Source organism: Streptomyces sp. NPDC047917 (assembly GCF_043204345.1).
Lineage (GTDB): Bacteria > Actinomycetota > Actinomycetes > Streptomycetales > Streptomycetaceae > Streptomyces > Streptomyces sanglieri.
Genome location: NZ_JBIDCA010000022.1, coordinates 58,066 through 71,644, shown reverse-complemented (window position 1 = coordinate 71,644; position 13,579 = coordinate 58,066). Strand labels below are relative to the sequence as shown.

Annotated in this window: 15 protein-coding genes; 7 read left to right on the top strand and 8 right to left on the bottom strand. The window is 70.6% G+C overall.

Going from position 1 to position 13,579, the window contains the following annotated elements; translation table 11 throughout:
- Window positions 1-9: 9 nt before the first annotated feature.
- From ACGF8B_RS39485 to ACGF8B_RS39460, 6 genes are all read right to left on the bottom strand, one after another.
- Window positions 10-2,022, bottom strand: coding sequence for a hypothetical protein (locus ACGF8B_RS39485; protein ID WP_392747456.1), 2,013 nt, complete (start codon window positions 2,020-2,022; stop codon window positions 10-12).
- Between the two features lie 163 nt (window positions 2,023-2,185).
- Entirely contained in the window at window positions 2,186-2,515 is a 330-nt protein-coding gene (locus ACGF8B_RS39480; RefSeq protein WP_392747454.1) for a hypothetical protein, read from the bottom strand.
- Window positions 2,512-2,694: a hypothetical protein gene (locus ACGF8B_RS39475; protein WP_392747452.1), complete on the bottom strand. Its 183-nt coding sequence runs from the start codon at window positions 2,692-2,694 to the stop codon at window positions 2,512-2,514. Before ACGF8B_RS39475 ends, ACGF8B_RS39480 begins: the two co-directional genes overlap by 4 nt.
- A 305-nt stretch (window positions 2,695-2,999) precedes the next feature.
- Window positions 3,000-3,335, bottom strand: a complete 336-nt coding sequence (locus tag ACGF8B_RS39470; protein ID WP_392747451.1) for a hypothetical protein — start codon at window positions 3,333-3,335, stop codon at window positions 3,000-3,002.
- 170 nt (window positions 3,336-3,505) lie between these two features.
- Entirely contained in the window at window positions 3,506-3,961 is a 456-nt protein-coding gene (locus ACGF8B_RS39465; protein ID WP_392747450.1) for a WhiB family transcriptional regulator, read from the bottom strand.
- A gap of 105 nt (window positions 3,962-4,066) precedes the next feature.
- Window positions 4,067-5,179: a hypothetical protein gene (locus ACGF8B_RS39460; protein ID WP_392747448.1), complete on the bottom strand. Its 1,113-nt coding sequence runs from the start codon at window positions 5,177-5,179 to the stop codon at window positions 4,067-4,069.
- Window positions 5,180-5,576: 397 nt separating this feature from the next.
- Between ACGF8B_RS39460 and ACGF8B_RS39455 the strand changes: the two genes are divergently transcribed.
- From ACGF8B_RS39455 to ACGF8B_RS39445, 3 genes are all read left to right on the top strand, one after another.
- Window positions 5,577-6,317, top strand: coding sequence for a GntR family transcriptional regulator (locus tag ACGF8B_RS39455; RefSeq protein WP_392747446.1), 741 nt, complete (start codon window positions 5,577-5,579; stop codon window positions 6,315-6,317).
- Window positions 6,318-6,497: 180 nt separating this feature from the next.
- A complete protein-coding gene (locus ACGF8B_RS39450; RefSeq protein ID WP_392747445.1) occupies window positions 6,498-7,535 on the top strand; it encodes an AAA family ATPase in 1,038 nt (345 codons plus the stop codon).
- Entirely contained in the window at window positions 7,532-8,101 is a 570-nt protein-coding gene (locus tag ACGF8B_RS39445; protein WP_392747444.1) for a guanylate kinase, read from the top strand. The genes ACGF8B_RS39450 and ACGF8B_RS39445 overlap by 4 nt, the downstream gene beginning before the upstream one ends.
- Window positions 8,102-8,108: 7 nt before the next feature.
- Here the strand turns inward: ACGF8B_RS39445 and ACGF8B_RS39440 are convergent, their stop codons facing one another.
- The gene (locus tag ACGF8B_RS39440; protein WP_392747442.1) at window positions 8,109-8,948 is read right to left on the bottom strand and encodes a DUF1932 domain-containing protein; all 840 of its coding nucleotides are present in this window, start codon (window positions 8,946-8,948) and stop codon (window positions 8,109-8,111) included.
- A 4-nt stretch (window positions 8,949-8,952) separates the two neighbouring features.
- Window positions 8,953-9,600 carry an HAD family hydrolase gene (locus ACGF8B_RS39435; RefSeq protein ID WP_392747440.1) on the bottom strand — a complete coding sequence of 216 codons (648 nt, stop codon included), beginning with the start codon at window positions 9,598-9,600 and terminating at the stop codon, window positions 8,953-8,955.
- A gap of 114 nt (window positions 9,601-9,714) precedes the next feature.
- Between ACGF8B_RS39435 and ACGF8B_RS39430 the strand changes: the two genes are divergently transcribed.
- The 4 genes from ACGF8B_RS39430 (at window position 9,715) to ACGF8B_RS39415 (ending at window position 13,510) form a co-directional block, all read left to right on the top strand.
- Entirely contained in the window at window positions 9,715-10,020 is a 306-nt protein-coding gene (locus tag ACGF8B_RS39430; protein WP_392747438.1) for a helix-turn-helix transcriptional regulator, read from the top strand.
- A gap of 894 nt (window positions 10,021-10,914) precedes the next feature.
- Window positions 10,915-12,051 carry a cell wall protein gene (locus tag ACGF8B_RS39425; RefSeq protein ID WP_392747436.1) on the top strand — a complete coding sequence of 379 codons (1,137 nt, stop codon included), beginning with the start codon at window positions 10,915-10,917 and terminating at the stop codon, window positions 12,049-12,051.
- Complete coding sequence (locus tag ACGF8B_RS39420) at window positions 12,048-12,881, top strand: DciA family protein (RefSeq protein WP_392747435.1); 834 nt, start codon at window positions 12,048-12,050, stop codon at window positions 12,879-12,881. The genes ACGF8B_RS39425 and ACGF8B_RS39420 overlap by 4 nt, the downstream gene beginning before the upstream one ends.
- 59 nt (window positions 12,882-12,940) lie before the next feature.
- Window positions 12,941-13,510 (top strand): transcriptional regulator, encoded by a 570-nt coding sequence (locus ACGF8B_RS39415; protein ID WP_392747433.1) that lies wholly within the window; start codon window positions 12,941-12,943, stop codon window positions 13,508-13,510.
- Window positions 13,511-13,579 lie beyond the last annotated feature (69 nt).

Below are 13,579 nucleotides of genomic sequence, written 5' to 3'. Positions count from 1 at the left end.
TGTGCGGTCTCACGAGACCTGCTTGAAGCGGGAGCGTGCGATCTCAAGGCGGCGTCCGGCAGTGGCGCGTGAGACACCGAGGATCATCTTGGCTTCGTCGACTGAGACGGAGTCGATGCCCTGGCGCCGGTACATGAGACTGAGCAGCGAGGTGACCTGTCCCTCGATCTCAGCGTCCCGGGCGAGCGCGGGGCGGCCGGTCTCAGCAGGGCGCAGCGGAACCGGAACCGCGCCGCCGCCCGAGGAGGCCGTCTCACGGCCTGACCTGCGCGTCTCACCCAAGTGAGACGCCGTCTCAGCCTGGCTCACCGGACTACTCGTCTCAGTGGGGCCCGTCTCAAGTGCCCGGGGGGTCTCACCCCCGTCCGTCTCGGCAACGGGTGCCGGGGCGGTGCGCGGGTGGGGGACCGTCTCACCGAGGCCGCTGAGATCGGCGGCCCGGGTGTGTCCGGTCTCATCGGCCGATGAGACGCACCTCGTCTCATCCGGCCCGGACCCGGTGCCGGTGCCGGTCTCACCGGGGCCCGTCTCAGGCTCCTTGGTGATCTGGTGGATGCGCCACATCACCCACGGGGCAATGGCGGCGACCGAGACGATGAGCCACCACAGCGGGTGGCCCTTCTTGTCGACGCCGACCAGGCCCGCGGCGGCGAGGTGGTAGATCGCGTTCGCGGCGACCATGAGGATCAGTGCTCCGGCGACGTCGCGGTGCCGGCGGAACGCCTGCACGACGTAGACGTCGATCGCCAGGGGCAGCGCCCAGGCGACCTCCGCGGGCCATCCGCTCAGCTTGGCCAGGGCGAACTCTCCGGACGCGGTGAGGACGATCGTCGCTCCCAGGGCCACGCGCGGCCCCCAGGTGTTGACGAAGTTCCTTGTCCTCTCCTGACGGGCGATGAGGGCCTGGGCCCGGTTCACCTCCTCGCGGGTGGCTGCCAGTTCCTTGCGTGCCGTCTGCTGCTCGGCACGGGAGCGGGAACGGACCTGCTCGGCCTCGACCTTGGCGGCGGCGACTAGGCGGGCCGCTTCCTTCTCGGCCACCGTGATCCGCCCGGCGGCTGCCGTCTCCGCACTGGAGATGGCGCCGGCCGCCTTGGCCTCCGCGATGGAGCGGACCTTGAGGACGTCCTCCTCGGCCTGGGCCCGCGCGGCTTCGAGGACCTGCTGCGCCTCGCCACGTGTGTCGTCGGCGTCCTGTTCGGCCTCGCGCAGCGCTTCGGCGGCCTGGCCGCGGGCGTGGTCCAGGAGCCGGGCCGCGTCCTCTTCCGCCGTCGCGACTTCCTCGCGGGCCCGGGTGCGCAGGTGCTCGGAGTCCTGCTCCGCCTGCCGGCGCATCCCGGCCGCGGCCTCGCGGCGGGCGCGGGCGTCGTCCTCGGCAGCGGCCACCAGGTCCTCGGCCCGCTGCTTGGCCTCCTCCACCAGGTGTTCGGCGTGCTCGGCGGTGGTGGCGGCCTCGGCCTGGACGCGGTCCTTGTCCTGCTCGGCCTCGGTGCGTACCTGTTGCGCGCGGGCGCGGGCGGCCTCCACGATCCGGGCGGCCTCGGCTTCCGCCTCGGCCTGGACCTTCTCCGCGGCCTGGCGGCGGCGGGCGAGGGTCTGCTCGGCGGCGGCCAGGTCGCCGTCGGCGATCGTGCGGGCGCGCTGCACGGTCTCCTCGGCCGCCGCGATCTGCTCACCGGTGAGCTTGCGCATCCGCTCGGCCTGATCCGTCGCGGTGGCGAGGATGCTGTCCGCTTCCGTCTGGGCCTTCCGTGCGGCGCTGTCGGCGTCGGCCGTCTGCCGGCGCGCCTGCGCGAGCATGGCCTCGGCCTCGGTGCGCGCGGCGGCGAGCAGCTGGTCGGCCTCCGCGCGGGCGGCCGTCACGATCGCCTCGGAACCAGCCTCGGGGATGGGCGCGGACTCGGTGGCCACCGTCGAGTCGGCGGCCTCGCTCAGGCCAGCCGTCTCAGCCGGCATGGTCGCCGTGGTCTTGGTCGTCGTCTTCTTGGCGGCAGCCTTGCGGGGCTGGCGGCGGGTGGTCACAGCGGGGTTCCTTCCTTTCTGTACCCCTGGCGGGCCGCGCCCCCTATGAGGGTGCGGCCCGCCAGGGCATGGGGAGTTCAGGCGGCAGCGGTCTCGGCCACTCCGTAGGTGCGGGCGAAAGCGGCCGCGGCTCCGAGCAGGGCAGGCAACCTGCAGACCGTTGTCACCAGCCGTTGACGAAGGCCTCGTAATACGGGTAGCCGAGGCGGGCGGCCGCCGCGTATTCGCGGGACGCCCGCGCGCCGCGGTACCAGATCCCGGCTGCCACGGGGTGGCCCTCGGCGGTCAGCCGGTCCGCGACCGCCTGCTGGCAGACGGAGGACTTCTTGAAGTCGTCGGCGATGGCCTGCATCTCCGCGTAGGAGTAGAGCGGCGGCGGGGGCGGGGCGATGTCTCCGAGCACGGTGTAGCTGTCGTACTCGGCAGCGCACCACTGGGTGGGGTCGCCGTGCCGGTCACGGAATCGGTCGAGCGTGTCGTGGTCGAGGGTCATCGTTTGCCTCCTTGTTCACGGATGCGGCGCAGGTAGGCGGTCTGAAGGTCGGCGAACTGCTGGTACAGCGGGGCCCCGGCGGGGCAGGGCTGCCCGGACCCGCAGGGCGGGCAGCCCTTGCGGTGGGTGCGCCACGCGTCGCTGGCGTGCATGTAGCTGGTGTGCAGGTCGTCAGCCACGGCGGCCTGCCAAGTGGTTGGGCATGCGGGGCGGTGCCTCTCGGGGACGTGCGGGATGTGTGTCGGCGACGCGATGGCCGGCATCCCACGCCCTCGCGGCCGCCGTGGCGGCGCCCGCGAGCAGCGCGAGGGCGGCCGGATGGGCGAGGCCGTGCCGGGTGACCGCTCGTGCCGCGCGATACTGCGCGGCACGAGCGGCCCGTATCACAGCAGTTGTCACCGCGGGCGGGTCTCGGAGCGCTTGTTGACTTCCTTGACCTTGTCGGAGAGCTCCTTGCGCTCTTCGTCCGTCAGCCGAGAGCTGCTCATCGGGCCACCGCCTGTCGCACGGTGGAGACCGAGGGGAAGCCACGGATGCACTTCCAGAAGGTGCAGATCGGGCACGCGTCGTCTGCCGACTGGAAGGTGAGCGGGCCGGTGAGCCGGAGCACCGGCTGCTGTTCGTAACCGGGGGCCATCTCGGCGAGCGTGCGGCGTGCGTGGCGGCCGGCGGACCGGGCGCGGTGGTCACCGTCGGCCACCAGCTGGCGGACGAGGCGGTGGTACTGCTCGGTCTCGTCGGGCATGGGGCCGAGGTCGTTGTCCTGCTGTTCCTCGTCCTCGTACCGCCCGGCTCGCGGGCGAGTTGCCATAATGCTCATGCGGATCAGGTCTCCTTGCTCGGAGGATCCGTGCTGGCCCCCGGCACATATGGCGTTCCAGCGCCGTGTCGGGGGTCGCCCCGTTTCCGGGACAGCGCACAGTCGGGGTCTCCTGTGGCCCCACGCCGACACCAGCCCCGACCAGGGCTGGGGACGACGTGGAGCACAGGTCAGGCCGCGACCGGCATGTCGTCATCACGCGCGACGACGACGTCGTCGGTGACGCCGGCACCGGCTGCTCCGCGAGGTGCGGCGGCGAGCTCCGGACGCTGCTGCCAGTCGGCTGTGACCGCGGTGGCGATCCGGGCGGCCTGGCGGATCTCGCGGTCGATGGCCAAGTCCTGACCGCGACGGCCGCCGCGGACCAGGTCGTCGCTCGCACGGTCGCCCGTCCCGTCGCGCAGCGCGAGTTCCTCGCACGCCGGACGAACCGGGCAGCCGGCGCACAGCTTCTGGGCGGCCGCCTGCTGCGCCGCCCACATCGCGGGCGGCGAACTGCGGTTGCGGTCGAGCAAATCGCGGTACTGCTCCCGGTTGCTGCAGCGGGCTCCGGTAGTGACGGCGGCCTGGAGCACGGGGCGGCGAGCTAAGCGGGCGGCCTCGGGGGCAATCCTGTTGAGCGTCATGACGATTCCTCCGTTGTGGGCTGGTGTGCGGGCAGCGTGATGAGCCCCCAGGCCGGGGGGCCTGGGGGCTGATGTCGTGGTTCTGACTGGTCGTTCGTCCAGCGCCTACCAGCGGTAGGTAAGTTCCCTTTCCTGCCGTTCCAGGGACGCGATCGCGGTCCCCAGGTCGGCTCGCTCCCACTCGGTGAGCGGCCTGGCGTCGGCCTTGGTCGGGGCGTCGAGCATCCGGCGCAGCGCGGCCAGGATGTCGCGGACACGCTGTTGGTCGGTTCCGTGGACCGGGCCGGCCAGCTTGTCCCACTGCTGTTCGTGCAGCAGGCGCAGCCCCCAGGCGCGCTGGTCGGCCCACTCCTCCTGCTCTGTCTGCCTCTGGCGGCGGACGGGTGCGGTCCGCTGGGTGCGGGCGGCGAGCTGGGCGAGGCGGCGGCCATCGGCGCAGCGGGACTCCGCGAGCGAGCAGGTGGTGCAGGCCGTGATGTGTGAGTGGACGAGCTTCGGCGCGGTCTCGGCGAGACGGCGGGCGCCCGCGCAGCGGGACGTCGCCGGGGTGCAGGTCGTGCAGGCCGTGAGGTGTGTGCTGAGGAGTTTCGGCGCGGTCTCTGCGATGCGGCGGGCGTCGGCGCACCGTGATTTCGCGGGGGCGCAGGTCGTGCAGGCCGAGACGTGCGCGTCGATCAGCTTCGGTGCGGCGGCGAGGCGGCGGCCGTCCGTGCAGCGGGGTGTGGTGGCGGAGCAGGCGGTGCAGCCCTTGACGTGGGCCTCGTTCATCTTGCGTGCCGTCCTGTCGTCGACGAGGCCGCCGACGATCTGCATGACAGCCGGGGTGGGCACCGCCTGGGGCTTGCGGACGACACGGTCGGCGCGGCGGCCGTTGGTCTCCGCCACGCCCTGCTCCAGGCGGCGGGACCACTTGGCGACGTTGACGTTCACGTTGACCAGGCGGTGGCTGCCGGGGCAGCGGACCGGGTCCTCGGTGCTGGCGGGCTCGGTGTGGTGCGGCACGAGCTTGGCCGTGGCCCGCTCCGTCTTCGCGACGCGGACCGGAACCCAGGTGCGGCAGCTCGGGCAGACCAGCGAGATGCAGGCGGGGTCGAGGTCGTACTCGTGCGGCTGGAGCTTGGAAACGACGATGGGGTCGAGGTGGCTGATCGTGCGGGACCTCGTCCGGCGCTTGCGCTGACGGCTCACGGTCTCGACCTCGCGGAGGGCTGTGGGCATGGGGAAACTCCTCACGGACAGGCGGGGCGAATGATGCGTCGCGGGTGCTCTCTCGGCCCGTCAGGCCACGCCGGAACGTTCCCGGGCGTCCTGACGGACTGACAGCGCATTCGCGCTGCGACAGTTCAAACAACAGTCACGGACACGAAGGGGGAGTTAGTTGCCTCAGACCCCGACGCGGCCACTGAAGTGGCGACTGGTCATGCGGTGGTGCGGGTGGCACTCGCAAGCAGTCGAAAGGCAAAGCCCTTCGGCGTTCAGCGGGTGCCGGGCATCAATGTAGACCACTAGCCCCGCATAGCGCTAGTAGTAGCGCTTGAAGTGCACGTGTCGTAAGCTTCTACACATAGAGCTGCACTAGGAGGTATGGCACGTGAGGCCGAGAGAGGGGACCGAGATGCCCAGCTCGATTGGATACGCGGAGATCGCCGCGAACTACCGTCAGCAGATCCGGGAGGGGGCACTGAAGCCGGGCGACACCATGCCGTCGCTGAGGCAGGTGTGTGAGCGCTACGGGGTGGCGCAGACGACGGCCAACAGGGCCTACCGAGTCCTCAAAATGGAAGGCTTGACCATCCCGAAGCCTGGCGTGGGAACGGTTGTGGTCGGACCGATCAGTAACAACATCGGCACTCGCGTCTCGTTGTACGAGAGCACGGGGAAAGCCTTGGACACTGGGGAAAGCTCCCGGATTCTTGAGGTGGGCACCGTGGGAGCAGATGAGCTGGTGGCCCCGCGCCTTGACGTCGCGCCGGGGACCCCCGTTCACATGCGGCGTCGACTCGTCAGCCGAAACGGTGTACCAGTGCACCTCAGCAGTTCCTACTACCCCGCGTACGTAATGGCTGTTGCGCCGGAGCTGGCCGAGCTGGCTTCCACGGGAGGCTCGCGCGAACTTGCGGCTACGCGGCTGGGGGTCGACCAAGATCGTGTCCTGGAGGAAGTGACGTCCCGTCTTGCCACCTCGTCCGAGAAGGAGCACTTGGGGCTCACTGCTGGCGATGTGGTGGTGAGCCAGGTCGTACGTACGGTGACTCTGGCGGATGACCGCGTCGTGGAGGTTGCGGTCAAGGTCGTTGGCGGAGCAACCATCCTCCGTTGGGCTACATCCCTGAAGTCCACCGCCGCCGGCACGTGAGCGCTCTAGCTGATCCATTTTTGGGCCCCCTGGTCGATCGTTACGTGAGGGCCATCACACCGGCTGTGACGGAAGCAGAACATCACAGAGGTTTGTCGAAGCTCGTACGCACCCTCGTTCACGGGTTTTCAACATCCGCGTACACATGGGATTTGGGGCCCGAGCTCTAGGCTCGCGGCCATGACAATGACGGAGGGGCAGAGGGTGGGGAAGCAACGAGCAGGGTGGAGGCCGGACCGGCTGCGCGAGCAGCGGGAGGCCCACGGCCTGACGTTGGAGAGGGCCGGCGAGCGCCTCCGGGCGGTTGCCGAGCGGGCCAAGCTCAAGGGCATTCCTGCCGCAAATCCTCAGACTTTGTGGCAGCACGAGCAGGGCGAGGTCTTCCCCGGCCCTCACTACCGGCGCGCCTACTGCCTCCTCTACCAGGCCACCGAGCCCGACTTGGGCTTCCGCACCGCGCTGCCGGGTGAGGAGACGTCCTTCAAGATCACACCGATGGCCGACAGTCTCAACGGCGCGCACGTTCTGGCCGTCGAACGAGCCATCCACCGCATCTCGCCCGGCAGTGAAGACGCCGGGCACATCGCCCTCCAGCAGCGCATCATCGATGCTTGGAAGCGACGGCACACCGGCGGCGACCCGCACCGCCCGGTCTTGATCCTGGTCGGCGGATACGCCGGCAGCGGCAAGACGGAGCTGGCAAGGTTCTTCGTCCAACTCACCGGGTGGCCACTGCTCGACAAGGATCCGCTTACCCGACCGCTCGTGGAGCGGCTCCTGATCGCACTGGGCGGCGACCCGAACGACCGGCACACCGAGCTCTACCGGGAGCGCGTCCGGTCGGTGGAATACGACTGCCTGATGCAGTCGGCCATGGCGAACATCAAATGCGGGATCAGCACCGTGCTGTCGGCGCCATTCATCGCGGAGATGACCGATCCGGCCTGGATGCAGTGCCTGTCCAACCGAGCGGCATCCATGGGCGTCGACGTCTTCCCCGTGTGGGTGCGCTGCGATGAGGAGTCGATGCGCGAGTACATCACCTTCCGATCCGCTGCCCGCGATGCCTGGAAGCTCCAGCGGTGGGATGAGTACATGGCGACCATCGACCTGGACCTGCGCCCGGCGGTGCCACACCTGGTCGTCGACAACCGCTTGGGCACCGCGGTGACGCTCGCGGACCAGGCCCGGCAGGCAATGGGGGCGATGTACGCGTGAACCCGGAACAGGGCGTGATCCTGTATGGCCCGCCGGCGGCGGGCAAGGACACCGTCGCCGCCGCGCTCGCCGAGCTGAACTCGAAGTACGCCCAGTTCGAGCGGCTCAAGGTCGGGACCGGCAAGGCCGCTGGCTACCGGATGGGCACAGCGGAACAGTTGCACGAGCTGGAGGCCGCGGGCGACGTAGTCTACGCGAACGCGCGGTACGGCAACACGTACGTGATCGACCGGCCCGGACTGGACGCGGCGTTCAAGGCCGGGGCGCCGGTGGTGCACCTCGGGCAGGTCGACGGCATCCGGGCTGTGGTCGACGGCTACCCGGCTGACTGGTCGCTGGTGCTGCTGTGGTGCCCACGGGAGACGACCGAGCAGCGGTCGGCGGGACGCGGCGACAGCGACACCGGGGCGCGCCTGGCGGCGTGGGACGCGACCCGCGAGGACCTGGACGCGCACCCGGGCTTGGCCTGGGACCTGACCGTGGACACCACGGCGTCGGCGCCGCAGGACGCGGCGCGGCTCATCGACCAGCTGCTGGCGCAGCGGGCGGGGGCAGCGGCGACATGAGCGTGGGCTACGGCTGGGCGAGTCGGTCCAAGGCGTCGGCGAGCGTGAGCTCGCCGTCGTCCTTGGCGTCGTCCCACCGTGCCAGCGTGGACGCGGCCGCACGCAACATCTCCGGCGGAAGGCCGGCGGCCGCGAGCGCGTCGGCGGCTTCCTCCAGCTCCGGACCCCACCGCCAGGCACGGGCCGCCGTTTTGGCGACGTACTGCGGCTCGGACAGGTACGAGTCGGTGCGCCGGGAGGCGACCTCGATCAGCTCCTGGTCGACGCCGTGCTCGCGCGCCATCCCGACCGCGAGCGCCACCAGCACCCGGCTCGTCTTCTGGAAGCTGGCGTACGACAGCTTCAGCGCAGACGCCTTCCCCACCTCCGTGCCCAGCACCGCGGTCCGGACGGCGGTGCCCGCGAACAGCTCTGCGATGCGCTCGGTCTCGGAGGCCGGGCCGGACAGGTACAAGGTCGGTGTCTTGCCGCCGACCGGCGGGGAGCCGACGACGCCGCCGTCCACGACGGTCGCGCCGTGTTCGAGCAGCGTGGCGATTCGCTTCGTTCGTTCGGGGTTGATGGCGTTCGCCTCTACGTACACCCCGGCGAATCGATGCCCGGCGACGGCGCGGGCCAGGTCCTCGGCCGCGGCCGGCGGGCAGAGGCTGAGGACGATGTCGCTGCGGTCCAGCAGCTCAGCCAGTGTTGCCACGGGTGTCAGCCCGAACTGGGCGGCGCGCTCCACGGACGCGGTGCTGCGCCCGTTCTCGCACCACAGGACCGCAGTCGCATTGGTCGCGGCGCAGGCGGCGACGGCGGCGCCCATGCTGCCGGGGTGGAGGATGCCGACGGTCGGCTGGTCCACGGTGCTACTCCGTCTCGGTGAGAAGGATGGTGATGGCGTCGGTGACGTCGTCGACGACGTGGTGCGCGTCAGGGAGTCCGTTGGGCCAGGGTCGGCCGCGCAGCCAGATGGTGCGCAGGCCGGCCCGCTGGCCGCCCCCGATGTCCCCGGCCGGGTTGTCTCCGACCATCCAGCCGCCATCCAGCAGGTTCGCGCCGCAGCGGGAGACCGCGAGTTGGAAGAGGCGCGGGTCTGGCTTGCGGATCTCCAGGTCTCCGGAGACCGCGACGCCATCGACCAGGTCGGCAAGGCCCGTTGCGGCGAGTTTGGCGCGCTGGATGTCGCTGGCCCCGTTGGTGATGACGCCGATCGTCCATGCAGCCGCGCGCAGTCGGGCCAGGCCCTCAAGGACCTCTGGCAGACAGGTGACGGCGGCCGCCATGAAGCCGACGTATTCCTGCCACAACTGCGCGGCGGGGACTTCCAGGTCGAAGGCTTCCCGCAGTCGGGAGAAGTCTGCGGCATCCGCACGATCGACCAGTTCGGCGCGCAGCCACTGTTCAGCGTCCGGAGCAAGGGTGTGGGACCGGCACAGGCCAGTTACGGCGTCGCTGAGCGCCGACTGACGGTCAACCAGCGTGCCGTCCAGATCGAAGAGCGCGAGTCGGTGCACGGTTCCGGACCTTACCGGGCGCCCGACGCAACGCCGCTCACGGCCAGCCGCGGCCCCTACCGGAGATCAAATGGTGTATGTTTCAGAGATCCATCGATCACGGGAGCCTGCGCTATGTCCGAACCGGACCGCCTGAAGCGGGTTGATGCCCTGCTGGACGGCCTGGACGACGTCCTGCCGCCGCCGCGCGTGCGCGCTCAGCTGCGCCTTGCCGCGAACCTCACGCAGCAGGAGGTCGCGGACGCGGTGGGTGTGAAGCGCCTTGCCGTGGTGCGTTGGGAGTTGGGAAAGAGCACCCCCCGGCGCCCGCAGCGCGACGCCTACATCCACCTGCTCAAGCGGCTCGCGGAGCGTTTCCCTGCGGCCGCTGAACTGGATGAGGGCAGCGCGACGCCGGCCTCCGAAGGGGGATCGGGATGACCTAACGGCCATCGGCCGCGCGCGCCAAGCAGCGGACTACCAATCCGCTGGCCTCGCGCGGCCCGTCTACCGACCGGCTTACCACCGTGTCGGTCGCCCAGGTCCCAGTTCGTAGCTGGTCCTGAGCCGCGGCTCACCGAGCCGCACCTTTCAAACCCGGCCCCTAACCAGGGCCACTGCACCACCGGCCACTAACCACGGCCACCACAGCCAGATCAGCAACATGCATCACTCGCGGGCCCCCACCACAGGGGCTTCGCGGTTCAGCAGTACCGGGAGGGGAGGAGAAATCTCCCCCCGCCCGATCGGTGTCCGCCCTCTTCTCACGAAGGGGGCGGTCCCTGACACATCCGCACAGATGGAGGTCGGTCCAGCCCCGAGGGGCTCGGTCGGTCCAGCTATATGGAAGGTGGGTCTTCCCATAGTGCACGAGAGTGGTGTCCCCTGTCAGCTTGACCTTGTCCGTTTCACCCCGGTACGGGCCGCGCGATCTTCCTACACACCAAGGAAGACGGTTGCACTTTGGGTCATTTGTTCACTTTGGCCGCATAAATCCTTGGCCATGGGTGTAACCGACGCGACAAACGCCGACGGTGGCGCGGACAGGCTCGGTGAGAGCAGGGCTTGCGGGGCTAACCCCCGCATCGGCCACGGTGCCGCCATGCCCCCTGTCTCTCGTCCGCATCCTCACGTGCCCGCGCTCTGCCGGGCTGCGCGGTGAGCGCCGTGGCGGCGTCGGCCGCTGTGATGGTGCCCGCCCCGCGTCCGTCTTCTGGTGCCGCCGGCGGCCGGGTCGTCGGCGAGTCTGTGTCGGCGGTGTTGGTGGTGGGGGAGGGCCAGGAAGTGCGGTATACGCGGTCTCGGCGTGCCGGGCCGCGGGCGTGGCTGCGTGCGGTGGTGTGGCTGGTGGAGGCGGGTCTGCACCCGAAGGCCGGGGCGTGGATTCTTCCGGTGGCCCGCGATCTCGCGGCCCGGATGGATTACGGGCTCGGGTCCGTGATGTACGACCTGGAGGGCACGGCCCGGCGGACCGGCACGTCGACCGCGACGGTCAAGCGGCACGTGCAGATCCTGCGGGAGCTGGGCGCGCTGGCGTGGCGGCGCCACGGTTCCAAGGCCAACCTCAACCTGCCGGGCCGGGCGTACACCGCGACCGCGACGATCTACGCGGCCGTGATCCCGCCGGTGTTCGACGCGGCGATGGGGCACCGGCTGGCCGGGGCCGGGTACGAGGCCCGTGTCTGCGGGATGACCGTGGCTGGCCGGGAGCGCGCGGCCGCAGAGTCGGCGGCCCGGAGCGAGGCGCGGCGGTCCCGGCAGCCCCGTACGGGATGCCGTTCGGCCGCGCGGCGTGGTGCCGGTGTCCGGGGGGCTGCTCCTGTGGATAACTCGGCTGTGGATAACCGCAGTTCCAAGGCCCGTGAGCCCCATTCTCTTGGTCGTTACCACCGATCACCTGAAGTGCAGGTTGAGAGTGGTTGTAAAGACACCTCGCGCCAGCGCGCGAGCCGCCGAACCACGTCTCCCTCCGCCGGAAAAAGCAGCAGCAACGGCCAGGGGCTGCGCCGGACGGCCCGTCAGGTGCAGCGCGGTATCTGGATCACCCGCCAGGTCCGGGCCCGGGTCCAGTGGACCCAGGGCGTGAGACTTCGGCGGCTGGAGTTCGTCCTGCGCCCGCTGATCGACGCGGGCCTGGACGCCGACACCATCGCGGCGGAGCTCCATTCCTGGATGCTGACCTGGCGCCCGGCCTGCCCGGCGGAGTACATCCGCGTCCGGCTGGCCAAGCAGGCCACGGCCGAGCACGTGGCGGCCGAGCTCGAAGCGGAGGGCTGGGACGAGCAGGAGGCGTCCGGGACGCTCACCGCCTCGAAGCCGGGCCTGGTCCGCAGTGTGCTGGACGGACTCGCCGCCGGTATGGCCGCCTACTCCGCCCGCCAGGCCGTGCTCGGCCTCGACGACCTCACCGACCACGACGCGGCCGCCGACATGGCCGCCTTCCTCGGCACGACGACAGGAGCCCTGGCATGACCGACACGACCAGCGGCGTCGACCTCGCCCGCGTCGCCCTGCGCGCCGCCCGCGCCGCCGCAAAGGCCCAGCCCCAGGCCAAGCGGCACACCGGAGCCTCCGCACCGCCTCGCAGCCGGGGCGCGGGCCGGGATCCGCTGTCCTTCGGCCAGGCCATCAGCAAGATGGTCGCCGAACGCGGCTGGGACACGACGGCAGCAGCTGCCGCCACAACCAGCAGCATCCTTGACCAGTGGCCGGCCATTGCGCCCGAGCTCGTCGGGAAAGTCGACGCCATCCGGTTCGATGCCGCGGCCCGGACCCTGCACCTGCTCCCCGCCACACCCGCCTACCGCACCCAGCTGACCCTGCACCAGAAGCAGGTCATCGCCAAGGTCAACGCCGTGGCCGGCCCGGACACAGTGCAGCACCTGGAGATCCTGCTCCCCGCCGTACTCACCACCGCCCGCGCCTCCTGCGGGCCAAACACGCCGAGCACTCCCACCACCGCACCACCCCCGGCCGGGGCGGTCAAAACGCGAGCGGACGCCTCTGCCGGGTACCACCAGGCCCTCTCCGCACACCGGGACACCTGGACCCCCGAGAAGAAGACCGACCCGAAGGTTCTGGCCGCCGCCCGGCGGCAGATCCGCGACCAGGCCCGCGAGCCGCAAGAGCGCTTCGGGGACGGCCGCCAGGCGCTGAAGGGCCTGCGCACCAAAGCGGCCGCCCAGGCGCGGGCTTCCAGCGATGCCTCCCGAGCAAGGGCCCTGCAACGCCTGGCGGCCGAACGCGCCGGACTCACCACCATCACGCCGGCCACCGCGCCCCGTCTTGACCGCACCGCGTGACTGCCCCCGACGATCGAATGCTGCCAGTTCACACGACCAGGAAAGGCAAGGAAGACTGAATGCCGGAGAAGACCATCGACTTCGGGAAGTTCGGCGCCCGGGGCATCAAGGGCAGCGACGCCGTCGCCCGCAAGCTCGACGACCTGGCCGACGGGATCGTCACCCCGGTCACCGTCAAGCGCGGTCTCATGGCCCGGCTGCACTACTTGACCCGGACCGACCACAGCCGCAGGGCGGCCAGGGACGCCGGACTCACGGTGACCGACCGCACGCTGAAAGCCTGGCTGGAGGGCAAGCGCCGGCCGTCGACCGCCAACCTGGACCGCATTGACGCCGTCTACCGCCAGATCCGCCGCCAGAACGTCACCCGGCATCTCCTGCGGCGCCTGAACGCCGGCGGCGGGACACGGGTGGAGATCCACCCGCTGAACCAGTCGCAGGTACCGCGCCCGCTCCAACGGCCGGTGGAGTACCGCACGATGAACGTCCGCCGCTGGGACCGCATCGTCGAAGCCTGGTCGGCCGGCGACCACCAGGCCCTCGACGACGCCTGGGAAGACGTCATCGTCGACCTCGGATCCCAGTGGGGCCAGTACGAATACGTCACCAACATCGGCTTCGCCGCCTAGAGCGTCTCTGTGTGGCGTTCTGAGCGCCTGTCAGCAACGGGTCCGGGACGGCTGGCGTTCGCGGACCAG